Here is a 21,384-nt window from a genome sequence, read left to right as displayed (position 1 = left end):
CCACTGAAGAGGTTAGCCATGGCTGACACCCTGACCAACGACCACGCAGCCGTGCTGCGCCAACGCCGCCGGGCGGCGGCAGAGGCGCGCCGCCTGAAGACGCTCAATTCGATCTTCGAGCTACGTGCGTTCATCGCGCTCGGTGTCCTGATCATCGTCTTCGCCCTGCTGTCCGACTCCTTCCTCACTGTCGACAACCTGATCACGATGATCAAGCACGTGGCCATCAACGCCGTCCTGGCGCTCGGCATGCTGCTGGTGATCCTCAAGGGCGGCATCGACCTGTCGGTCGGCTCCATCGTCGGGTTGTCGGGCGTGATCGCCGGCGAACTGCTCCAGGGCGTACATCTGAGCCTGTTCGGCGTCATCGCCTACCCGCCGGTGTGGGCGGTGGTCATCCTGTGCATCGCGGCCGGCACCGTGATGGGCAGCATCAACGGCCTGCTCATCACCAGACTGAACGTCGCGCCCTTCATCGCGACGCTGGGCATGCTGTACGTCGCGCGCGGCGCCGCGCTCCTGATCTCCGGCGGCACCACCTATCCCAAGCTCGGCGGCGACCCCAGCACTCACAACACCGGCTTCGACTGGATCGGCGGCGGCCGGCCGCTCGGCCTTCCGGTGGCGATCTGGATCATGATCATCCTCGCCGCCGTCGTCGCCGTACTCCTGCGCTCGACGCCCTTCGGCCGCTGGCTCTACGCCACGGGCGGCAACGAGCGGGCCACCGAGCTCACCGGCGTCCCCGTCCAGCGCGTCAAGGTGATCGTCTACATGATCTCCGGCGCCTGCGCCGCGATGTCCGGCCTCATCATCGCCTCCGAGCTCACCTCGGCCGCGCCGCAGGCCGGTGACAGCTTCGAACTGAACGCCATCGCGGCCGTCGTCATCGGCGGCGCCGCCCTGTCCGGCGGACGCGGGAACGTACGCGGCACTCTCGTCGGCGCCCTGGTCATCGGCTTCCTCGCCGACGGCCTGGTCATCGTCGGCGTCTCGACGTTCTGGCAGATCTTCATCAAGGGCACCGTGATCATCGTCGCGGTCATCCTCGACCAGACCCAGCAGCGCTTCCAGCGCCGCGGCGCCGCCGCCTCGGCGGTCGCGGTGGCGGTGGCCGACGAACCGGCGACCACCGACGACGAACCGGTCAGACCCAGCGCCCCGGCCCGCTGACCTTCCTTTTTCCAAACGCCGACCCTCGTCCCACCCCATTTCCATTTCCAGACTTCCGCACCGGAACGGTTCCAGAACCGTTCCCACCCCCCATCCCGCGTCCACGCCGGCGCGTCTTCCAGGAGGTAAACCATGTCCCATCCCAGCCGTCGCCTGGTCGTCCAGGCCGCGGCGGCCCTGACCACAGGGCTGCTGACGCTGACCGCATGCGGATCATCCGGCGAACCCGCGGCCTCGACGGCGTCGAGCGCCTCCTCGTCGTCGAGCGCCTCCGCACCCAAGAGCAACCTGATCGCGATCATCACCCCCTCGCCGGACAACCCGTTCTTCAAGGCCGAGGCGGACGCGGCCAAGAAGAAGGCCGAGTCGCTCGGCTACCAGACCTCGGTGGACTCCCACGACGACGACCCGAACAAGCAGAGCGAGCTGATCGACTCGGCCATCTCGCGCAAGGCCGCGGCGATCATCCTCGACAACGCCGGCGCCGACGCCTCCATCGGCCCCGTGCAGAAGGCCACGACCGCCGGGATCCCGGTCTTCCTGATCGACCGGGAGATCAACCAGACCGGCATCGCCAAGGCCCAGATCGTCTCCAACAACTCCCAGGGAGCCCAGCTGGCCGCCCAGGAGTTCGTGAAGGGTATGAAGGAGAAGGGCAACTACGTCGAGCTCACCGGCAAGGAATCCGACACCAACGCCGGCGTGCGCTCCAAGGGCTTCGGCGACGTCATCTCGCAGTACCCGGACCTGAAGCGGGTCGCCCAGCAGACCGCGAACTGGGACCAGCAGGAGGCTTTCAGCAAGATGGAGACCATCCTCCAGCGCAACCCGGACATCCAAGGCGTGATCGCCGGCAATGACACTATGGCACTCGGCGCCGTGGCGGCGTTGAAGGCCGCCAAGAAGAGCGGCGTCATCGTCGTCGGCTTCGACGGCAGCCCGGACGCCATCGCGCAGATCAAGGCCGGAACCATGCTCGCCACCTCCCTGCAGCCGGCCGCGCTCGGCGCCACGACCGCGGTCGAGCAGGCCGACAAGTTCGTCAAGACCGGCGCGACCGGGCAGCCGGAGAAGCAGTCGATCGACTGCGAGATCATTACGAAGGACAACGCCGACCAGTACGGCGTCTTCGCGAAACTCTGAGGCGCCGGAGGCTAGGGGCGACGACATCGCCTCTAGCCGCTCCAACGTCTAGCATGCAGACCGGACGCTCCGGGCGACGCGCTCACCGGAGCGAGGAAGGACGGGGAACTCACGTGGTGATCGCTTCGACTCCCAGCCCCGACCACATGCGGCTGCTGGTCAAGGTGGCCCGCATGTACCACGAGCGCGGGCTCCGCCAGCCAGAGATCGCCGCCCATCTCAACATGTCGCAGCCGCGCGTCTCGCGCCTCCTCAAAGAGGCCGCCGACCGCGCTGTCGTACGCACCGTGGTCGTCTCCCCCGACGGCGTGCACGCCGAGCTCGAGGAAGCCCTCGTCGAGCAGTACGGGCTGCGCGACGCCGTCGTCGTCGAGACCGAGGGCGTGGGGCCTGACGTCATCCCCGCGCTCGCCGCCGCGACGGCCACCTACCTCGACGCGACGCTCAAAGGCGGCGACGTCATCGGCATCTCCTCCTGGAGCGCGACGCTCCTGGAGGCGATCAACGTCATGCGGGCCAAGACGACGCCCGTCGCCGAAGAGGTCGTCCAGATAGTCGGCGGATCGGGCAGCCCCGAAGTACAACTGCACGCGACCCGCCTGACCAGCCGTCTCGCCGAGCTGACCGGAGCGCGGCCCGTCTTCGCACCGTCGGCCGCGCTCGTCCACAGCCGCGAACTCCGCGACATGCTGTCGAAGGAGCCCGCCGTCGCCGAGGTCATGAAGTCATGGTCGCGGCTCACGCTGGCCCTCCTCGGCATCGGCACCCTGGAACCCTCCCCGCTGCTCCGCCGCTCCGGCAACGCCATCGCCCCCGAGGACCAGCGCCAGCTCCAGGAACTCGGCGCCGTGGGCGACGTCTGCACTCGATACTTCGACGCCGACGGCCGAGCCGTGGAAGCCGACTTCGACGACCGCATCATCGGCATCGCCCCCGACCAGCTGCGCGCGGTGGAGCGCCGCATCGGGGTCGCGGGCGGCGCGGCCAAGCTCGCCGCGATCCGGGGAGCGGTACGCGGGCGCTGGATCAACATCCTCATCACGGACGTCGAGGTGGCCCGAGCCCTGCTGGGCCGCGCGTAGGTGTCTCCTGTCAGCCGGTAGCGCCCAGGACCTCCTCCTAGGGTGGTCCTGAGCGCGTCCGGCTGCGAAGACCTCGATCAGGAAGCGAATCCGAAGGCCGCGGGAGAGTCAGGCAGCCCCCATTGCTGGTCGGGGTGGAGGTGGCAGTCCCAGATCACCAGCGGAGTGCCATTGGCCGTGCTGCCGTTGTTGGCCAGACCGACACACTTGGCGGTGCTGGCGGCGAAGCTGCGGATGGAGTAGATGTTGGCGCCCAGGGCCGCGAACCTCCATTGCTGATCCGGGTGAAGATGACAGTCCCAGATCACCAGCGGAGTGCCATTAGCCGTACTCCCGTTGTTCGCCAGACCCACACACTTGCCGCTGCCGGCGAGCGTACGGATGGAGCGGTCGTTGTTGCCCTGCCAGATCTGGTCGGGGTGGAAGTGACAGTCCCAGATCACGAGCGGGGTGCCGTTGGCGGTGCTGCCGTTGTTCGCCAGGCCGATGCACTTGGCGGTACTGGCGGCGTTGCTGCGCAAGGCAGTCGAGGAAAGAGCGCTCGCCTGGGCGGCGGCCGGGAGCCCGAGGGCCATGGCGAACATGACCAGGACGGTCAACACGCGGCGCTGGAAGCCAGTCTGGTGGCGCATGTGGTCTCCTTTCGAACGGTGACGGTTCTCGTCTCTAGGGGCGTTCCATGGCCGTTCCACCGGGATGGTGCGCCAAGGGTGATCGGGCATTGGCCACAAAGAGCAGCAAGTCTGGAATATCATCGCATTTATCACGTAAGCCCTCTATCCCACAGAAACCATGGCTATGATCTTGGATCTGCGCGGATCTCTTGACTCAGATTCGCGAAGTCAGTCATGAACTTGAGAGGGCACACGTGCGCAAAATCGCTATTGGCACCTTGATCGGCTTAGCGGCAACCCTCGGCGCGGCACCGTCCGCCAACGCCGGCACCCCGAGCCTCGCTGACCTGGTCCAACTCAAGGACATCCGGCCGCACCAGTTGGCATTCCAGACGATCGCCAACAACAACGGCGGCAACCGCGCTTCGGGCGAGGTCGGATTCGAGAAGTCAGCGAATTATGTTGTGGCCAAACTCACACTGGCCGGTTACAAACCCACGATCCAGCGCTTCGCTTTTCCCTTCTATAAAGAGGTCACACCCTCGGTCTTCGCGCAGACCGCTCCGTCCCCGACCTCTTACATCCATGGCACCGACTACCGCACTCTCGACTACTCGGGCGCCGGCGACGTGACGGCCGCCGCGGTGGCCGTGGATCCCGACGCGGCCGGATTGGGCAGCGGCTGCGAGGCCGACGACTTCGCCGGTTTCACCGCCGGCAGCATCGCGCTCATTCGCCGGGGCGGCTGTACCTTCGAGGTCAAGACGGACAACGCCCAGAAGGCCGGCGCGAGCGCGGTCGCCTACTATCAGCGGCCCGATGTCCCCGATGCGCCAGTGGAGGGTACGGCGCTGCGCCCGTTCACCATCCCGCTGATCGGCTTCACCAACAAGCTGGGCGTCGAGCTGGTTCAGGCGGCCAAGGCGGGCGACCTGAAACTCCACATCAAGACCGACACCATCAGCGAACAGCGCACGACCTCCAACATCGTGGCCGAGACCGCATACGGCAATCCTGACCGCGTGGTGACGGTCGGCGCCCACCTCGACAGCGTGGCCGCGGGCCCCGGCATCAACGACAACGGCAGCGGCGCGGGGACGGTCCTCACCATCGCCCAGAAGATCGGCGAGATTCGCGGCCGGGTCAACAACCGGGTCCGCTTCACCTTCTGGGGCGCCGAGGAGGGCGGCGACCTCGGCTCCAAGTACTACGTGGCGAACCTCAGCGCCGAAGAGAAGGCAAAGATCGCGCTCTACCTGAACCTCGACATGATCGGCTCCCCGAACGGGGTCCGCGGTGTCCTGGACGGTGACGACTCACTCGGCACCAACAGCTCCAAGCCGCCGGCCGGCTCGGACGCGATCGAGAAGGCCTTCACCGACTACTACGCCGGGCGCAAGCTCCCGCTCAAGCAGGACGCGTTCACCGGTAGCTCCGACTACCAGTCGTTCATGGACGCGGGCATCCCGGCGGGCGGCGTACGGTCCGGCACCGACACCGTCAAGACGGCTGAGGAGGCCGCCGTCTTCGGCGGCACGGCCGGGGTGGCCTATGACCCCTGCTACCACCAGGCCTGCGACACCTACAACAACGTCAACACGACCCTCCTGAACGAGCTCGCGGACGGCGCGGCGTACGCGACTGAGACGTTCGCCAACAGCGTGCCGATGGTGAAGCGCGACAACGTACCGACACCTACCAACCAGACGGCCGACAAGACCGGCGCGGGCCACACCCCCGCCAGCTGACGCCTGGGGCAGCCCGGGAGCTCATCCCGGGCTGCCCATGGCCGTTCCCCCGTAGTGCCTCTGGCCGGATGACACCGCCGCGATGGCGCATGTGTTCTCCTTTTCGCAGTGATGGTTCTCCTCCCTAAAGGCGTTCCATGGCCATTGCACGAAGAGCTCACATGCGGCGAATACGCTGTGCGGACCGCTTCTTCTCTTCTACGCCGCCGTCGACGCGCGGAGGCGTCCACCGGATCTACGGATCGTTCACTCAGCCGGCAGCGGCCGCCTGCTTGATCAGCGCGACGACGGCCTCCGGCTGGGAGATGTAGATGGCGTGGCTGCCCTCGGCTTCGACCACGGTGGCACCCGCACGCGCGGACATCGCCCGCTGCGCGGCCGGCGGGATCGTCTGATCACTGGAGGCGACCAGGTACCAGGCCGGCTTGGTGCGCCAGGCGGGTTCGGTGACCGCGGCGCCGGCCGCGCCCACGCCCCACGGCACCTGCGAGTCGGCCATGAACGCCGCCAACTCCGCCGGCAGATCGCCCGCGAAGGCACCATGGAACTTGTCCCGCTCAATAGCGAGGAACCCACCCTCCAGGGGCACGATCGGCGGCGCCGGCGCACCCGGCGGCGAGTCGGCGAGCAGCGACTGCACGCTCTCGCCCTTGTCGGGCGCGAACGCGGCGACGTAGACGAGCGCCGACACCCGCGGATGAGTACCGGCCTCGGTGATGACCACGCCACCGTAGGAGTGTCCGACGAGCACGGTGGGACCATCCTGGAGATCCAGCACCCGCCGCGTGACCTCGGCGTCCCCCTCCAGCGTCACCGTGGGGTTCTGAACGACACTGACCCGGTAGCCGTCCTGCTTGAGCAGGTTGTAGACACCCTGCCAGCCCGACCCGTCGACGAACGCGCCGTGCACGAGCACGACGTTGACCGCAGTGGAGCTCATGACGCTTTCTCCTCGCGTAGTGGTGGGATGCAGACGTGACTGGACGTCAACAGCCACCCGTGCGCTCTGACCTCAAGCCCCGGTCGGTTGCATCGCCTCGTCACTCACGTCCGAAGCGTAGGAGTGCGTACTTCCTAGTTAGTGAACGGCAAGTGGACCCAGCACCCGCCGCACTGACCCGGCTGGAGGAGCGGGAGAGCCTGCTTCCGGTCCTCCATGGGCCCCCGACCATGGTTGCCCCCGACACGGGCACCCCGTGGCCATGGTCGCCCAAGGCCCCTGCCGACGCCGAGCCCCGGTTTGGCGCGCGTCAGGCGGAACGACCGCTGCCGTTGAGTGCTTCGCGGCGGTATTTGCGGCCGGTGGTCTCGTGCACCCCGAGCGTACGGGCGAGCGCGGCGCCGGTCATGTTGGGATCCTGCGCAAGCAAGGCCGCCACCCGCGCTCGCCGGTCGTCATCCTCGCGGACCTCGCCCGCCTGCGCTCGCCGGTCACTGTCCTCACGGACCTCGCTCCCCCGCGCTCGCCGGTCACTGTCCTCACGGACTTCGCCCGCCGACGCGTCTTGGCCTGTCGGCGCGTCTTGGCCCGCCAGGGCATCTTGGCCTGCCCGTAGGGCCGCCAGTTCGGGCTCGCCGGACACTGACCGGCGCTCGCCTGCTTCCTGCGCCGGCTCGCCCGGGTCGATCTGCGGCGTGACGTGACCACTGCCCCGGGCTGTGGCACCTGCGGCGCCTGGTCTGAGTGACCGCTCGGGACGCTCAGGGGTGCGGGCTCGGCGAGCACTCGCTCGGGCTGCCCGGCGTCGTACGCGCGCTCGGGCTGCCCGGCGTCGTACACACGCTCGGGCTCCCCCGCGTCGTACACGCGATCGGCAAGTTCGCGACCCGAGCGAACCACCCACATGATCAGCTCGTAGGAGATCACCAACGCGATCGCCGGCCACGCGGCCAGCGCCGCGGACAGGGGTCCCCGGAGGGACGGGATCTCTCGTGGACCCCGATGCAGTGGAAATGGATTGAAGCAGCCGGGAGACTCGGTTCATGAAGATCGCAAAACCCGGGGCGCCTAATGAGGAGACCCGCCGGAGAAACCTCGGGGCGTTACTACGCCATGTCCACCTGAACGGTCCGACTTCACGTGCTGTGCTCGGGGAGAAGCTGGGGCTGAACCGCACCACGATCATGGGCCTGACCGCCGAACTTGCCGCACTGGGCATGGTCGAGGAAAAGCTTCCCCAGGACACCCACAGAGCGGGCAGACCGTCCCTGGTGGTCAGCCCGAACACTGATCGCGTCTTCGTGCTCGCCTTTGACGTAGCAGTGGACCGACTGCTGGCCGCACGAGTGGGCTTGGGCGGCGTGATACTCGATCGCCGTGAGGCCGTGCGCCAACGCAAGTACCCCGACCTGGACGATGTCGTTGGAACTCTCGCCGAGTTCGCCCGCCAACTACTCCGCGACGTCCCCAGCGACGCCGTATGTGCAGGCATTGGCGCGTCGTTCTGCGGCATGATCCGGCCGGCGGACGGCACCGTGCGATTCGGCCCCAACACCGGCTGGGTAGATCAGGCATTCGGCCCGGAACTTGAGCGCCGTTTGGCCCTGGGCCTGCCGGTGCGAGTTGGCAACGAAGCTCACCTGGGTGCGGTCGCGGAGAACCAGAGGGGCGCTGGGATCGGATTCCGGAATCTCATCTATCTGCACGGCGATGTCGGCGTGGGCGGCGGCATCATCGTCGACGGCAAACGCCTGGACGGCAATGACGGCTACGCCGCCGAGGCCGGTCATATGATCGTGAACGCACATGACGGGCGGCCGTGCGGGTGCGGTTCGCGCGGGTGCCTGGAAGCGGAGGTCGGGGAGGACGCGCTGCTCAGTGCGGCCAACTGGCCTCCTGGGTTGATCGGGCGTGACGCGGTGGCGTCCGTGGTACACGCTGCCGAGCGAGGCGACGAATCCGCCAAAGCAGCGCTGACCCACGTCGGGGATTGGCTGGGTGTCGGGGTCGCCAATCTGATCAACCTGTTCAACCCGGGCGTCGTGGTCTTCGGCGGAATACTGCGCGATGTTTACCGAGGGGCCTCAGCACAGGTGCGGGATCGCATCGCCGCCAATGTACTGCCAGTTTCGCGCGAACGAGTGAAACTGCGGATCGCGGCGCTGGGAGATGACACGACCCTTGTCGGCGGTGCTGAGCTGGGTTTCGCCGAACTGCTGGACAATCCGGTCGAGGTTGTCAGCAGGGGATATCGTCGCCAGGTTGACGTTGGCCCCGTACCTTGAAGGTGACCTAGCCCCCGCCGGCCATCATCCGCCCAGCGGCTCCACGTCGAACCCCTCGAAAGTCGGCGGCTCCTGCTCACCGAAGACCTAAGTACTGGCGGAAACGCCATTTCAAGGAAATGCCGGAATCGGCGCCGAATTCCTTCCTGGACGCTATCCGACCGAGCCGGGAAAGCAGAGTGGCGAAGGTGGATACCTTCCGTCCACTGGCGAATCTAAAGAGAGAAATCTTCGTCCTGCACCCCTTCGGAGATCTCGACATCACGAGCGCCAGTCAGATCACGAACTGGCTCGACGCTTATCTGAGCGGCGGCCCGGCCTCGATCGCCCTGGTCGATCCGGCCGACGCGGTTTCATCGACTCGGCCGGCCTGGGAGCGCTGATCCAGCGCGACAACCGCCGGCGCGGCGCGGGGCGCACCGCGACCTTCGCGGAGCCGTCACGCCAGCCCGCACGACTATTTGAGGTCACCGGGCTGACACAACGACTACCTGTTTACGCGACAGCAGCAGCAGCGGCGCTGGACGCGATGGGGACAGAACTGGACGCGGAACGAGCGGTGGCCACGGAGGGATCCCGGTCCACCGGCCGACAGGATGGCCACCCCATCCCGGGGATGGCCATCCGCGTTAGACGGCGCATTTCGGCGACTCTTTCGGCGATTCTCATGACCACGCGGAGAGCGCCGGCGGGGTTTGACGGCGTCCCTTTACACGCTCATAGTGGTTGTGCACTATCCAGCGATTGCGCAATGACGCGCCGAATGCTCACCTCGGGGAGATGATCAAGGCGTGGCGGCGGACCTCGGATCGATGGAGTGCGCGGACCGTACGGAGTGGCCGAAAACGCTGGACGTGGCCGAGCTCAGGTCCCGAGGGTGGCGTCCCGCCCCGTTTCGTGAATTCGTATTGAAGGTCAACAGCAGGTGCGACCTGTCGTGCACCTACTGCTACGTCTATGAAATGGCCGACCAGAGCTGGCGCGACCAGCCCATTCGCATGTCGGCCCGCACCGTCGCGCACACCGCGGAACGCGTCGCCGAGCACGTGCGGGCGCACCGGCTGCCCGCCGTCGAGCTGATACTCCATGGCGGCGAACCCCTGCTCGCCGGCTCCGAGCTCCTTTCCCGCATCGTCACGGCCACCCGCGAGGCCGTCGGCCGATCGGCGCGCGTGAACACCCGCATACAGACCAACGGCGTCCGGCTCGATGCCGAATTCCTGCGCTTGTTCGACGCCCTCGATATCGCTGTCGCGGTAAGCCTCGACGGCGACCGGCGCGCGCACGACCGGCACCGGATATTCGCGAATGGGAAGGGCAGCCACGATGCTGTCGCCCGTTCTCTGCGGCTGCTGCGAGAGTCGTTCCCGCAGTTGTTCAGCGGGCTGTTGTGCACGATAGACCTTCGTAACGACCCGGTGCGCACCTACGAGGCGCTGCTCGAACACGGGCCGCCCAGAATCGACTTCCTGCTCCCGCTCGGCAACTGGTCCTTTCCCCCGCCGGGCCGCGTTCCGGGCAGTTCGGACACGCCTTATGCCGACTGGCTCATCGCCGCCTTCGACCGCTGGTACTCCGCTCCGCGCAAGGAGACGGAGGTCCGCCTCTTCAGCGAGATCATCCATCTGCTGTTCGGCGGCCGGTCGAACAGCGAAACGGTCGGGCTTTCCCCCATTTCCGTTCTGGTCATCGACACCGACGGGGCCATAGAGCTCTCCGATACCGTGAAATCCAGCATTCCCGACACACTCGCCACCGGGCTCAACGTGGCGGCCAACTCATTCGACGAGGCATTGTTCCGGCCCGAGGCGGTGGCCCGCCAATCAGGCGTGTCGGCCCTGGCGGCGGAATGCCTTTCCTGCGATTTACGCGACGTGTGCGGGGGCGGGCAGTTCACCCACCGATACCGGGCCGGACACGGTTTCGTCCATCCCTCGGTCTACTGTCCCGACCTGTTGAAACTGATCCGTCATGTGAGACGTGCCGTGGCCGCCGATCTCGGTGCCCTGTTGGAAAGGCTTCGATGAACCTCCGCAGGCACCGGATATCCGAGGACGTGTTCGCCGATCTGGCGGAAGGCGCCGGCGGCGCCGAGGCGGTGCTGCAGCTCGCCGCCGTCGAACGCAGCAAACACCTGCTGTTGCTGCGCGGCGTGGTGGAGCGGGCCGCGACCACCGGCCACCCGGACGCCGCCATGACGGCCGGCGCCTACGACCGGCTCGCCGCGCTCCAGGATGACGCTCCTGGCCCAGTCGAGAGCGTGCTGCTCTACCCGGCCGTCGGCGCCTGGCTCCGCTCGACCCTGCTCCTGCTCGACCGCGATCCCGCGCAAGCCGACCCCGGCCGCCTGGCCGCCGTCGCCGCGGCCGCCGCGGTCAGGGCGCGCGCCCCGCTGACGATCGAGGCCCGCGCCGGCGGCGGATCTCTCCTGCTGCCGTCCGTGGGGGAGGCCCTCGTGTCCGACGGCCCGGCCACCGTACGCAGCACGCCCGGCGGGGCCGAGGTCATCAGCCCCGGCGGCGACGTGACCATCCCCGAGGACCACTCCATCGACCTGCTGCGGTGGCGCGGCCTGCGCCGCCTGGCCGCCACCGCCAACGGCCGCGCCCTCGACCTCATAGTCGACGACCTCGACCCCTACCGCATGCAGGCCGACCTGGCCGACCGGCTGCCCGCCGCCGACCTCCCCGGCTGGCGTTCCGCCCTGGAGCGGGCCTGGGAGATCCTGACCACCCACCACCTAGCGACGGCCGCGGAGATCCAGGCCGCCCACCGCGTCCTGAGCCCGCTCCGCTCGCCCGCCCACGGCGTGGTGAGCGGTACCGCCTCGGACGCCTTCGGCGCCGTGGGCCTGTCGGCGCCCGCGGACGGCCTGACGCTCGCCGCCACGCTGGCCCACGAGGTCCAGCACGCCAAGCTCGGAGCCCTGTTGGACGTCGTCGCCCTGGTCGAACCCGATGACGAGGGTCTCAGGTTCTACGCCCCGTGGAGGGAGGACCCAAGGCCCGCCTCGGGGCTGCTGCAGGGCGCCTACGCTTATCTGGGTGTCAGCGCCTTCTGGCGCCGCCAGCGCGCGCACGAGCCGGGCATCCATGCCCACAGCGAGTTCGCCCGATGGCGCGCAGGGGCCCTGGGAGCCGTGGACACCCTCATGACCTCCGGCCTCCTCACGCCGGCCGGGAAGGCCTTCGCAGGCCACATGCACCGTGTCCTGGCCGGCTGGAAGAACGAGCCCGTACCACCAGCCGCCCTGACCAGGGCCCAGCAGGAGGCACAGCGCCACCTGACCCGCTGGCAACAGGCCAATGGGCCGAAAGGCTAGATGGGTTCAGATCGGCGGCGGGTCGAAGTCGAAGTCGAGCTGGCGCGCCTCTCCCGCCACCACGGTGTCGGGGTGCTCGGGGCCGAGCACGCGCCGGTACTGCTCCAGAGTTCGCGACAGCAGCTCCTCGGCCTTCTCCTCGGCGCCCAGCCGCCGCATCACCACGGAGAGGTTGGCCGCGCACCCGAGCGTCAGCGGGTGCGTCTCGCCCATCAGCCGCCGCGACCGCTCGTAGGTGTCCTCGCTGAGGCTCTGCGCCCCGCTCAGCTCCCCGAGCATCGTCAGGTCGCTGGCCAGGTTGATCGCGACCACGAGCGAGTAGTGGTGGTCACGGGTCAAACGAATGTCCAGGCCGTGCAGGCACTGCTCGTTCAGCTTGCGCGCGCTCTCCGCGTCCCCCCGCACCCTGTGCAGCAGAGCGAGGTTGCCCGCGCAGCCGTGGTTATAGGGGTGCTCCTGGCCGTACACCTGCGGATAGCGGTTCATCGTGTCCAAGGCCAGCACGAACGCGGTGTTGATCTGGCCGGTGGTGCGCAGGGTGTTGGCATGGTTCATGGCGGCGGCCAGCGTGTCGGGGTGGCCAGGGCCGAAAAGACGCTTGTAGCGCTCGTAGACCTCTTCCGCGAGCTGGGTGGCGTCGTCGACGCGGCCGGCACGACGCAGGGCGATCGAGCGGTCCTTGGCCGTGCGCAGCGTGACCCAGTGCTCGACGTCCAGCTCCTGCACACCGAAGGCATGGGCGTCCTCACCCAGGTCACAGGCATTCTCGTAGTCGCCGCACAGGCGTACGACGCGGGCCAGGTTCCCATAGCGCAGCAGGTAGACGACCTTACTGATGTCGCTCATCCTGTCGGAGGCGGTGTAGACCTCCTCGTGCATCGCCCGCGCCAGCTGGTAGTTGCTGATCAGGGCGTAGTCGAGCGCCAGGTTGTTCTTGGCGGCAAGCAACTCGTCGTGGTCGGGCGGATAGGTGGCCTCGTGGCCCCTGAGGACCTCCTCGTCGTGCCGCCTGGCCTCGTTGAAGTCGCCCAGCGCTCGCAGGTCACCGCCGAAGCCCTGCGCGATGAACAGCGTGCTCGGATGCTCGGGCCCGAAGACCTCGCTCGCCCGCTCCAGGGCCGACCGGTCGGTCTCGTGGGCCTTGGGGTAGTCGCCGAGCTCGCGCAGCACCGTGCCGAGCTGAGCCTGGGCGTCGATCGAGTGGGGATCATCCGGGCCGGAGTCCTGCGTCCACTGCTTGAGGAAGCTCTCGACGAAAGCGCGACCGGTCTGGTGCTGGCCCGACATGTAGAGGTAGCGCACCATGTTGAGCGCGGAGTCCCTGACCTTCGGATCGCGGGTGCTCGCCAGGTCCGCAGGTGCGACGTGCGGGACCAGCTCGCTGAAACGCGTCCAGGTTGCCTCGTCGCCGGGGGATCCGGGCGCGGCGCTCGCCAGCAGCAGGTGAACCCCTCTGCGGTAGTTGTCCTGCTCGTCATCGCTGAGGTCGGCGCGGAGCAGCGCCTGGATGAGCCGGTGCACCTGGAGCGTGCGGGTGTCGGGATCGACCTTGGCGAGCGCGAAACGACCGATGACGCGGATGGCGTTGCTGCGCAGCAGCGGCCTGTCGAGGATCTGCCGCAGACCGGGGTCCACCCCCTCTTTCGGCCCCCAGCGGAAGACATCGACTGGAATGGGCTCGGGGCCGAAGAACGCGCAGTAACGCAGCAATTCGACGGCCTCGGAAAGTTGCTGCTCCAGCTGGCTCACCGAGAGCCGCCATGCCGCTGTCATCGACAGCGGATAGTCCAGCGGCTTGGGCATGTGCAACGTGTCGGACATGTGCTTCTGCAGCTGCTGGAGGTATTCCTCCACCGACATGCCCGCCTCGGCCTGCAGAGCTCCCGCCTGCTCCAGAGCGAGCGGCAGGTGCCCCAGCTCGTCCGCGAGCCGTCTGGCGTCGACGTCGCGCAGCGCGTTGGACACGCGCTTGTGCAGGAACTGCACGCTCTCGCCCTGTGTGAACACGTCAACGGGGACGGTCTCGACGACGCTGCGCCACTGCTGGTTGCGCGAGGTGATGAGCACGTGTCCCGGGCCGCGCGGGATGAGCTGGTTGATGTCCTCGGGCCGGTCGGCGTTGTCGAAGATCAGCAACCAGCGGTCGTACGGCTCGCCCCGGCGCAGCGTGTGCAGCACGGCCGCCGCCGTGTCGTCGATGCCGACGGCCTTCGCCGGAGGGAGGCCGAGTCGTGGCGCGAGCGCGGCCAGGGCCCCGGGCACCAGAAGTTCCTGGTCCGCAGAAATCCACCAAACCACGTCATACTCGGACGAATAGCGCCATGCGTACTCAACGGCAACTTGAGTCTTACCAACCCCGCCCATGCCATGAAGGGCATGCGGCACGACCGCGGTCACATCCGATGCGATTCCGGCATGTAGTTGCTCGAGAAGGTCATCTCGGCCGGTGAAATTCTTATTGCGCGGGGGTATCTTCTCGCTCCACACCTCTGGCAATCCGCGCTGCGTCACAGGCCGATCCTAGCAACACCAGAGCATGCCTCCTAGCACGACACCGTATAGGTAAGCATTCCGCATACTAGTCGATTTCGCTTAACGCGCTCATGCTGTCATCTAAGCGGACATAGAGGAGCAAATCTGCGGTTACATGATCTAGTGTTCGATAGTTCCGCCAGGTCAGTAACTTTGCCATGGCCGAGGTCGCCCCCTAGGCAAGGTCCGTCGTATGGGTGATGCTGTGGCAGGTATGCCTTCACGAGGAGGGCTCGCCCGGTCTCGCCGACGCGAGCAACATGCCCGAAATGTGGAGTTTCAGTGGAGGGACAGGAGGATGGTTTGCACGAGCGTGTCGACGAAGGCGACAGTAGCCTGCTCGACCTTTCCGGGGCTTCGCTCCGCGACATCGCGGCCCTCGCGGCGGAAGACCCGTCCGTGTTCGGCCAGGCGGTGAAGAGGGCGCTGACCCAGAGTGGGGCGCTCCTCGGGTTCCAGCAGAGCATATGAGATCCTCCACCCTCGACACGGACTGCAGCCATCGCCCAGCGGCTGTGTAACGGGAGGCGACCGGTATGCGACCCCATCAGGCACGGGAGCGCGAGCACGCCCCCCGCACGGTGAGTCGTGGCATGACCGCATCGGTCATCGGCATAAACTTTCGCCATACGTCGGACCGGGCTCCGCCGGGCGACCGCACGTCCCTTGAGAGGAGTCGGCAGCATTTCTGAGCAGCCGCCATCTTCTCCACGGCAATCGCGCACCCGGCCCGAGCCTCTCCTCACCGTTACCGCTCCGCAATGCGGCCGAAAGCCATTCGCGCAGCTCCGCGACGACGAGAATTCGAGCCCCGCCGAAACCTCCTGCCGTAAGCCGATCCTGCTTGCAGGGCCCCCATTTCGAATGGGATGGCTGCGATGACCGTCAGCGTGATGGCCCATTATGTCGATCAGCAACCATACGTCGGCGCCCGCCCTTTTCTGGCGGCGGAGGCCGGCCAATTCTTCGGACGCTCCGAGGCGGTGAGCGCACTCGCCGAGCGCTGGCAGCGCCATCGGGTGAGCGTACTCACGGGACCGCCTGGATCGGGCAAGACCTCGCTCCTGTACGCCAAGCTCGTCGACGCGGCCAGCGCCGCTGACGTCCTGCCCGTGGGTCGGCCCGTCGGCCCGCCGCCACCCGCGCTCGCCGCGCTTCCCGGCCACAACCCGTACACGCTGGCGCTCCTGTCGTCCTGGTCGCCCTCGACCCCGCAGAACCACCTCGCCGGACTGTCTCTGTACGAGTTCCTGCGCTCCGACGGCTGGACCAACCGCAGGCGCGGCCGAAGTGGCCCGCTCCTCGTCGCGATCGACCAGGTGGAGGGCGTCTTCGAGCGCCATCCCCGGCTCGACCCCTACCGCGCGGGCTTCCTCGACCAGCTCCGCGAGATCGTCACCGAGCTGCCCGACGTCCACCTGCTCCTCTCCGTCCGTGAGGAGGGGACAGCCGCCCTGGAGGCCGCGCTCGGGCGCTTCGAGTCGCCGTACCACCTGAGCCCGCTGACCATGGACGAGGCCGTGCAGGCCGTCAAACGTCCCGTCGAGGGAAGCGGCAGATGGTACGACGAGGGCGTGGCCGAGCAGCTCGTCACCACGCTCGCGGGCCGGCGGCAGTCCGTGGATCCCGTGCTCCTCCAGGCTGTCTGCTCGCGGTTGTGGGCGGCGCTGCCCGCCGAGGCGACCGTCATCACCGCCCAGGATGTACGCGCTCATCCCGGCATCGACCGCTCGCTCCGCGAGTTCTGCGGCCAGGTGATCGCCGACGTGGCCATCGACCACCACGCCTCGACGTTGCGTCTGGCGTCCTGGCTGCAGCGTGCCGCCGCCACCGGCACGAGCATCGCCGCCGGCGACGACGATGCCGCCCGCGACGGCTTCCCGCGCAGCGTGCTGCAATCGCTCCAGGACCGTTACCTGCTGGCGGCGAGCCACGGCTCCTACCAGCTGCACCATGAGCTCCTTGCAGGCCCCCTCACGAGACTCGACGTCACAGAGCTGCGCGCCGGCGACACCACTCCTGCCCGTCACCTGTCGGCGGCGGAGTCGGCGCTGTTCCGGGGCGACCTCGACGCCGCCGATCAGAACGCGGGCACCGCTCTGGCCGCCGCCGGTGAGGACGACCTCCCGCTCCTCGCGGAGGCCGAGTCGAGGCTCGGCGACGTCGCTCACCTGCGCGGCGACTACAAGCATGCCTTGGCCCACTACCGCGCCGCCGCGTCACTCTTCGAGGCCCTGCAGTACAACACGGCCGTGGCCAATACGCTGGCCGCCATCGGCCACGCGCTCCTGGCTCAGGGGCTCGACGTCGAGGCCGTCGAGACCATGCGCTCCGCCGTCGGCCGCCTGCCCACCGACCTCGCCCTGCAGACGGAGCTCGGCCGTACGCTGTGGCAGGCCGGCCAGGGCCGGGCGGGAGTGACCGTGCTGACCGACGTACTGAACACCGACTCCCGCACCTCGGAGGCCCTGCGGACGCGCGGCGAGATGCTGGCCGACCTCGGCCAGTCGGAAAAGGCGCTCCACGATCTCAACCAGGTGCGCCGATACCTGCGGCCGGAAGGCCGCGCCGCCCGCGCGCTCGCCCTCGTCGGAACCGGCAACTCCCGCGACGCGGAAGAGGACATGGAGGCCGCGCTCCAGGTCGGCGCCCAGAACGGGCCCGCCCTGCTGTACGCCGCCCGCGTACGGGCCCTGGGCAGCAACCAGAGTGGCGCCGCCGACCTGGCCCGCAGGTCCCTGGCCGCCACCGCTCCCGCGCTCGCGCCCCACCAGCGCGCGGCGGCCCTTCAGCTCTCGGAGATCGGCCCCACGAGCTCGTCGCCCTCGCCCTGAGCGCTGACGACCGCCTGACTGAAGTCGTCGACGCACCGATCCAGCCGATCGAACGACGGACGCTCCAGCATCTGCCCGCTCACGAACTGGCCGTCACCGTCGTAGTTCATCCTCGTGTGCTGGGTGGCCTGGCTGGCCAGCCCGTAGGCGGCCGTCGCCAACGTCCGCGCCGTCCGCGCCGCCTGGCCCGGCGACAACACGGCCACGCGGGAGGCGAGATCCCCCACGGACGCGGCCTGCTCCTCGATCGCGGAGAGCCTGGTGTTCATGTCCTCCCAGCCATGCTGAGCCGCGACCTCGATCTGTAACCGGAGCTTCAGCACCCCGCCCAGCAGGTCGCCGAAGGCCTGCTCGCGCGCCTGCTGCCGTTGCTCCTCACGGCGGCGCCGCGCTTCGCGCTCCTCCTTTCTGGCGTTGGCCCTGTTGGTGAGCGCGACCCCGCCCAGAGCGCTCAGCGCGCCGATGATCCCACCCACCGCCGAGATGATGGCCGTCACAACGGAGGCATTCATACTGCGAGTCTGTCATCGCGACGGCGCATACGAGCATCACCGTTCGCCGCTAGGGGGCGGCGCTCTGCTCAGAGCCTGCGGTTCGTCGCTCGACGCGAACTCGTCAGCGCCCGGCCGCGAACGGCGGGAGGGCGCGGGAGATGGCGCGGGCGCTGGTGCGTACGAGGTGGGCGAGTGCCTGGGTCGAGGCGGTGCCGTGGTGGACGACCAGGGATACGGCGGCGACGACCCCGCCGTCGAGGTCGTGGATCGGGGCGGCGACGGACAGGGCGTCCATGGTGACTTGGCGGTCGCTGACGGCGTAGCCGCGGGCGCGGGTGCCGGCGAGGGCCGCGCGGATCTGGTGGGCGGTGGTGAGCGTGCGCTGGGTGTACCGCTCGACGGGGCGGGCCAGGACTTGTTCCTGCACGTCGGCGGGGGCGTACGCGAGCAGGACCAGGCCGACGCCGGTGGCCGTGAGCGCGAAGCGGCCGCCGACCCTGGTGAGCACCGGCACCGCGCCGCTGCCCGCGATTCGTTCGACGAACACGACCTCGGTGCCCTCCCGCACGGCCAGCTGCACGTTCTCGCGGGTCACCTGCGACAGGTCCTCCAGATACGGCAGCGCGGCCTCACGCAGGCCCAGCCCGCGCGGGGCGAGCGAGCCGATCTCCCACAGACGCAGGCCGATGTGGTAGCAGCCGGCCGGGCCCCGTTCCAGCGCGCCCCAGGCCACGAGGTCTGCCACCAGCCGGTGCACAGTGGAGACGGGCAGCCCGGAGTGCCGGGACAGGTCGCTGAGCGTCAGCGACCGCCGATCGGGAGTGAACGCGCCAAGGATCTGCAGGGCGCGCGCCACGACCGGCCCGGTCTTCACGGCGGCTGACGGCATCGGCGGCTCCACGATCAGAGCTCCACAAGTCAGAGCTCGAGGACCAGCTTGGGGCAGGCGGCGCGGGAGACGCAGACGAACATCACGTCATTCGCCGCCTTTTCTTCGGGGGTGAGGAGCGAGTCGCGGTGGTCCACGACACCGGCGAGGACAGGAGTCTCGCAGGTACCGCAGGTGCCCTCCCGGCACGAGGTCAGGACGTGTACGCCCGCCTTCTCCACAACCTCCAGGATCGACCGGTTCGGCGGCACCATCAAGGTAAGACCGGAGGCAGTCAGCTCGACCTCGAACGCACCGGTCATGTCCGGTGCGTTCGTGTCTTTCGAGGCGAAGCGTTCCACGTGCAGCGGCCGGTTCGCGCAACGCGCCTCGACGGCCTCCAGGAGCGGGGCGGGGCCGCAGCAGTAGACGAGGGTGTCCATGGGCTCCTCCGCCAGGAGAGTGTCGAGGTCGAGCAGGCCGTACTCGTCCTGCGGCCATAGGAGCACGCGGTCGCCGTGGGTGGCACGCAGGTCGCCGGCGAACGCCATCGACGCCACTGTGCGGCCGCCGTAGGCCAGGCGCCATTGGGCGCCTTCGACGGCGGTGATCATGGGAAGGATGGGAGTGATCCCGATCCCGCCGGCGATGAACAGGTAGCGAGTAGCGGGGTGTAGCGGGAAGTTGTTGCGGGGGCCACGGGTCAGGATCGTGGCGCCCGGGTGGAGCTCGTCGTGCACGTAGGCCGAGCCGCCCCGGCCGTCGGGCTCGCGCAGCACGGCGATCCGCCACGTCGTCCGGTCGGCCGGTTCGCCGCACAGCGAGTACTGGCGGACGAGGTCGCCGCCGCCGAGCACCAGGTCGATGTGCGCACCGGGCGTCCAGACGGGCAGCTCTTCACCGGCCGGATCACGCAGTTCGATCGCGACGACCCCCTCGGCCACCTGCTCACGCGCCCGCACGACGACCTTGCGCTCGGCCGCGCCACATACGCCCCCCACTGCGGTCATCGGGTCACCCCCGCACCGGAAGGCGCCGCTGGGCCGTGTGCCTGCTCTAGGGCTGAAGCGACCGCAGGCGGGCCGAGGGCCGGTTCGGGGAAGTGGCCGACCGGATGGGAGAGGAGCCATTCCCACACCTCGATCGGCCCCTCGGCGATGTGGGTGGCGCCGCAGTGGCACATGCCCCGCAACACATCGTCACCCGGCAGCCACACCACTCGGAGCACCTCACGCCCGGTGAGTACGCGGGTCGGTTCCATGCCCGTCACACCCGGCTGCCGAGGCCTTGCCGAGCGAGCCTGGCCAGCATGCGCCGCGCCGCCAGCCCGCCGGTGTCGATGTTGATCGACAGCTCCTGACGTCCCTCCGGCTCGGACGCGATCACTTGCTCCAGCACGTCCAGCGCGGCCACATCCTGCAGCACCACGGTCCGGTTGTTCTCAGCGAGGAAGTCCGACACACCCTGGTCGGCCAGGGCGAAGTCCCGCGCCACGGCCCAGAAGTCGTGCGTGGTGTGCTCGGTCTCGGGCGTGATCGCGTACACGACCTCTACGTGGAAGGCGTCCGGGTCGGTGCCGTCGGCGTTCGGCAGCACTCCGGGCGGCGCGATCCGCGAGTGCAGCGTGTACAGGCACGGCGGCGTATATTCGATGTCCTGCCACCGCATGATCCGCCCCGTCAGCCCGGTGGACTTGGCGTAGAACGGCGGGCACTCGGCGTCGTCCATGTGCCGGCTGACGTACACGATCCCGGCCTCCTCGTCCACCTCGGTGGTGATCGGGGTGGCGGCCACCTCGGGGGTGCCGATGTACCCGCCGTGCAGGTACGTCTCGTGCGACAGGTCGAGCAGGTTGTCCACCAGCAGCCCGAACCTGGCCTTGAGCGGCTCCATCCCGGACACGGTGGTGTAGTCGGGCGAGCCCAGCCAGGGCGCCCGCGGGATGCGGGTGGCGTCGGCGCTGACCGGGTCGCCGATCCAGACCCAGACGAACGAGTCCTGCTCGACGACCGGGTAGCTCTTCAGCCGGGCGGTCCGCGGCACCCGGGTCTGGCCGGGGACCGCCACGCAGCCGCCGTCGGCGCCGTAGGTGAAGCCGTGGTAGCCGCACACCACCTGGTCGTCGACCAGCCGGCTGGGCGGCTCGGACAGCGGGAACCGGCGGTGCACGCATCGGTCCGACATGGCGGTGACGGTCCCAGCGCGGGTCCGCCAGAACAGGATGGGCTCATCGCAAATGGTGCGGCTGAACAACCGATGGCCGATCTCGCGGCCGTACGCGGCGACGTACCACTGATCGCGGGGGATGAGTGACATGGGCGGCTCCTTCAACAATGGAGCGATGGTGAC

General features: G+C 68.5%; 19 protein-coding genes. 11 read left to right on the top strand and 8 right to left on the bottom strand.

The genetic code is table 11. The features are described 5' to 3' along the window. Positions 1–18 precede the first annotated feature (18 nt). The 3 genes from ACIBO2_RS02535 (at position 19) to ACIBO2_RS02525 (ending at position 3,398) form a co-directional block, all read left to right on the top strand. Positions 19–1,173, top strand: a complete 1,155-nt coding sequence (locus tag ACIBO2_RS02535; protein WP_358547418.1) for an ABC transporter permease — start codon at positions 19–21, stop codon at positions 1,171–1,173. 132 nt (positions 1,174–1,305) lie between these two features. Further along, positions 1,306–2,316 carry a D-ribose ABC transporter substrate-binding protein gene (locus tag ACIBO2_RS02530; RefSeq protein ID WP_358547420.1) on the top strand — a complete coding sequence of 337 codons (1,011 nt, stop codon included), beginning with the start codon at positions 1,306–1,308 and terminating at the stop codon, positions 2,314–2,316. A 113-nt stretch (positions 2,317–2,429) separates the two neighbouring features. Further along, positions 2,430–3,398, top strand: a complete 969-nt coding sequence (locus ACIBO2_RS02525) for a sugar-binding transcriptional regulator (RefSeq protein WP_225289899.1) — start codon at positions 2,430–2,432, stop codon at positions 3,396–3,398. Between the two features lie 77 nt (positions 3,399–3,475). Here ACIBO2_RS02525 and ACIBO2_RS02520 read toward each other — a convergent pair whose 3' ends face one another. Then, complete coding sequence (locus ACIBO2_RS02520) at positions 3,476–4,030, bottom strand: RICIN domain-containing protein (RefSeq protein ID WP_358547422.1); 555 nt, start codon at positions 4,028–4,030, stop codon at positions 3,476–3,478. Between the two features lie 260 nt (positions 4,031–4,290). On the opposite strand from ACIBO2_RS02520, the gene ACIBO2_RS02515 reads away from it, so the two are divergent. Further along, positions 4,291–5,760, top strand: a complete 1,470-nt coding sequence (locus ACIBO2_RS02515) for a M20/M25/M40 family metallo-hydrolase (protein ID WP_397294960.1) — start codon at positions 4,291–4,293, stop codon at positions 5,758–5,760. A 250-nt stretch (positions 5,761–6,010) separates the two neighbouring features. Here the strand turns inward: ACIBO2_RS02515 and ACIBO2_RS02510 are convergent, their stop codons facing one another. Further along, positions 6,011–6,700, bottom strand: a complete 690-nt coding sequence (locus tag ACIBO2_RS02510) for an alpha/beta hydrolase (protein ID WP_358547428.1) — start codon at positions 6,698–6,700, stop codon at positions 6,011–6,013. Between the two features lie 1,043 nt (positions 6,701–7,743). On the opposite strand from ACIBO2_RS02510, the gene ACIBO2_RS02505 reads away from it, so the two are divergent. From ACIBO2_RS02505 to ACIBO2_RS02485, 5 genes are all read left to right on the top strand, one after another. Then, positions 7,744–8,985 (top strand): ROK family protein, encoded by a 1,242-nt coding sequence (locus ACIBO2_RS02505; protein WP_358547432.1) that lies wholly within the window; start codon positions 7,744–7,746, stop codon positions 8,983–8,985. 179 nt (positions 8,986–9,164) lie between these two features. Continuing rightward, positions 9,165–9,368: a hypothetical protein gene (locus tag ACIBO2_RS02500; protein ID WP_358547435.1), complete on the top strand. Its 204-nt coding sequence runs from the start codon at positions 9,165–9,167 to the stop codon at positions 9,366–9,368. Continuing rightward, positions 9,272–9,769, top strand: a complete 498-nt coding sequence (locus tag ACIBO2_RS02495; RefSeq protein WP_397295708.1) for an STAS domain-containing protein — start codon at positions 9,272–9,274, stop codon at positions 9,767–9,769. Before ACIBO2_RS02500 ends, ACIBO2_RS02495 begins: the two co-directional genes overlap by 97 nt. A gap of 7 nt (positions 9,770–9,776) precedes the next feature. Next, the gene (locus ACIBO2_RS02490) at positions 9,777–11,012 is read left to right on the top strand and encodes an FxsB family cyclophane-forming radical SAM/SPASM peptide maturase (protein WP_358547437.1); all 1,236 of its coding nucleotides are present in this window, start codon (positions 9,777–9,779) and stop codon (positions 11,010–11,012) included. After that, positions 11,009–12,307: an HEXXH motif domain-containing protein gene (locus ACIBO2_RS02485; RefSeq protein WP_358547440.1), complete on the top strand. Its 1,299-nt coding sequence runs from the start codon at positions 11,009–11,011 to the stop codon at positions 12,305–12,307. Before ACIBO2_RS02490 ends, ACIBO2_RS02485 begins: the two co-directional genes overlap by 4 nt. 6 nt (positions 12,308–12,313) lie before the next feature. On the opposite strand, the gene fxsT is transcribed toward ACIBO2_RS02485, so the two are convergent. Then, a complete protein-coding gene (gene fxsT, locus ACIBO2_RS02480) occupies positions 12,314–14,794 on the bottom strand; it encodes an FxSxx-COOH system tetratricopeptide repeat protein (protein WP_397295706.1) in 2,481 nt (826 codons plus the stop codon). Between the two features lie 348 nt (positions 14,795–15,142). Here fxsT and ACIBO2_RS02475 point away from each other — a divergent pair, with 348 nt between their 5' ends. Beyond that, positions 15,143–15,310, top strand: a complete 168-nt coding sequence (locus tag ACIBO2_RS02475; protein WP_358547446.1) for a hypothetical protein — start codon at positions 15,143–15,145, stop codon at positions 15,308–15,310. A 407-nt stretch (positions 15,311–15,717) separates the two neighbouring features. Then, positions 15,718–17,673: a hypothetical protein gene (locus tag ACIBO2_RS02470; protein WP_358547448.1), complete on the top strand. Its 1,956-nt coding sequence runs from the start codon at positions 15,718–15,720 to the stop codon at positions 17,671–17,673. Here ACIBO2_RS02470 and ACIBO2_RS02465 read toward each other — a convergent pair. The 5 genes from ACIBO2_RS02465 to ACIBO2_RS02445 all read right to left on the bottom strand — a co-directional run bounded on the left by ACIBO2_RS02465 (position 17,628) and on the right by ACIBO2_RS02445 (position 21,351). Continuing rightward, on the bottom strand, positions 17,628–18,185 hold the full coding sequence (locus ACIBO2_RS02465; protein WP_358547451.1) for a hypothetical protein: 558 nt from the start codon (positions 18,183–18,185) through the stop codon (positions 17,628–17,630). The two genes, ACIBO2_RS02470 and ACIBO2_RS02465, sit on opposite strands and share 46 nt — an antisense overlap. 103 nt (positions 18,186–18,288) lie before the next feature. Then, positions 18,289–19,056: an IclR family transcriptional regulator gene (locus ACIBO2_RS02460; protein WP_358547454.1), complete on the bottom strand. Its 768-nt coding sequence runs from the start codon at positions 19,054–19,056 to the stop codon at positions 18,289–18,291. A 29-nt stretch (positions 19,057–19,085) separates the two neighbouring features. Beyond that, the gene (locus ACIBO2_RS02455) at positions 19,086–20,045 is read right to left on the bottom strand and encodes a PDR/VanB family oxidoreductase (protein ID WP_358547457.1); all 960 of its coding nucleotides are present in this window, start codon (positions 20,043–20,045) and stop codon (positions 19,086–19,088) included. After that, the gene (locus tag ACIBO2_RS02450) at positions 20,042–20,296 is read right to left on the bottom strand and encodes a hypothetical protein (RefSeq protein ID WP_358547460.1); all 255 of its coding nucleotides are present in this window, start codon (positions 20,294–20,296) and stop codon (positions 20,042–20,044) included. The genes ACIBO2_RS02455 and ACIBO2_RS02450 overlap by 4 nt, the downstream gene beginning before the upstream one ends. Before the next feature lie 5 nt (positions 20,297–20,301). Then, positions 20,302–21,351: an aromatic ring-hydroxylating dioxygenase subunit alpha gene (locus ACIBO2_RS02445; RefSeq protein ID WP_358547463.1), complete on the bottom strand. Its 1,050-nt coding sequence runs from the start codon at positions 21,349–21,351 to the stop codon at positions 20,302–20,304. Positions 21,352–21,384 lie beyond the last annotated feature (33 nt).

It is taken from the genome of Nonomuraea sp. NPDC050022 (genome assembly GCF_044460705.1).
GTDB lineage: Bacteria > Actinomycetota > Actinomycetes > Streptosporangiales > Streptosporangiaceae > Nonomuraea.
This window is presented reverse-complemented; position numbering and strand designations above follow the sequence as displayed.

Bases quoted from the DNA above. Each gene is read 5' to 3' on its own strand.
- ACIBO2_RS02450 (WP_358547460.1), bottom strand. From the start codon at position 20,296: ATGGAACCGACCCGCGTACTCACCGGGCGTGAGGTGCTCCGAGTGGTG.
- ACIBO2_RS02445 (WP_358547463.1), bottom strand. From the start codon at position 21,351: ATGTCACTCATCCCCCGCGATCAGTGGTACGTCGCCGCGTACGGCCGC.
- ACIBO2_RS02455 (WP_358547457.1), bottom strand. From the start codon at position 20,045: ATGACCGCAGTGGGGGGCGTATGTGGCGCGGCCGAGCGCAAGGTCGTC.
- ACIBO2_RS02470 (WP_358547448.1), top strand. From the start codon at position 15,718: ATGACCGTCAGCGTGATGGCCCATTATGTCGATCAGCAACCATACGTC.
- ACIBO2_RS02530 (WP_358547420.1), top strand. From the start codon at position 1,306: ATGTCCCATCCCAGCCGTCGCCTGGTCGTCCAGGCCGCGGCGGCCCTG.
- ACIBO2_RS02460 (WP_358547454.1), bottom strand. From the start codon at position 19,056: ATGCCGTCAGCCGCCGTGAAGACCGGGCCGGTCGTGGCGCGCGCCCTG.
- ACIBO2_RS02510 (WP_358547428.1), bottom strand. From the start codon at position 6,700: ATGAGCTCCACTGCGGTCAACGTCGTGCTCGTGCACGGCGCGTTCGTC.
- ACIBO2_RS02535 (WP_358547418.1), top strand. From the start codon at position 19: ATGGCTGACACCCTGACCAACGACCACGCAGCCGTGCTGCGCCAACGC.
- ACIBO2_RS02465 (WP_358547451.1), bottom strand. From the start codon at position 18,185: ATGAATGCCTCCGTTGTGACGGCCATCATCTCGGCGGTGGGTGGGATC.
- ACIBO2_RS02520 (WP_358547422.1), bottom strand. From the start codon at position 4,030: ATGCGCCACCAGACTGGCTTCCAGCGCCGCGTGTTGACCGTCCTGGTC.
- ACIBO2_RS02505 (WP_358547432.1), top strand. From the start codon at position 7,744: ATGAAGATCGCAAAACCCGGGGCGCCTAATGAGGAGACCCGCCGGAGA.
- ACIBO2_RS02485 (WP_358547440.1), top strand. From the start codon at position 11,009: ATGAACCTCCGCAGGCACCGGATATCCGAGGACGTGTTCGCCGATCTG.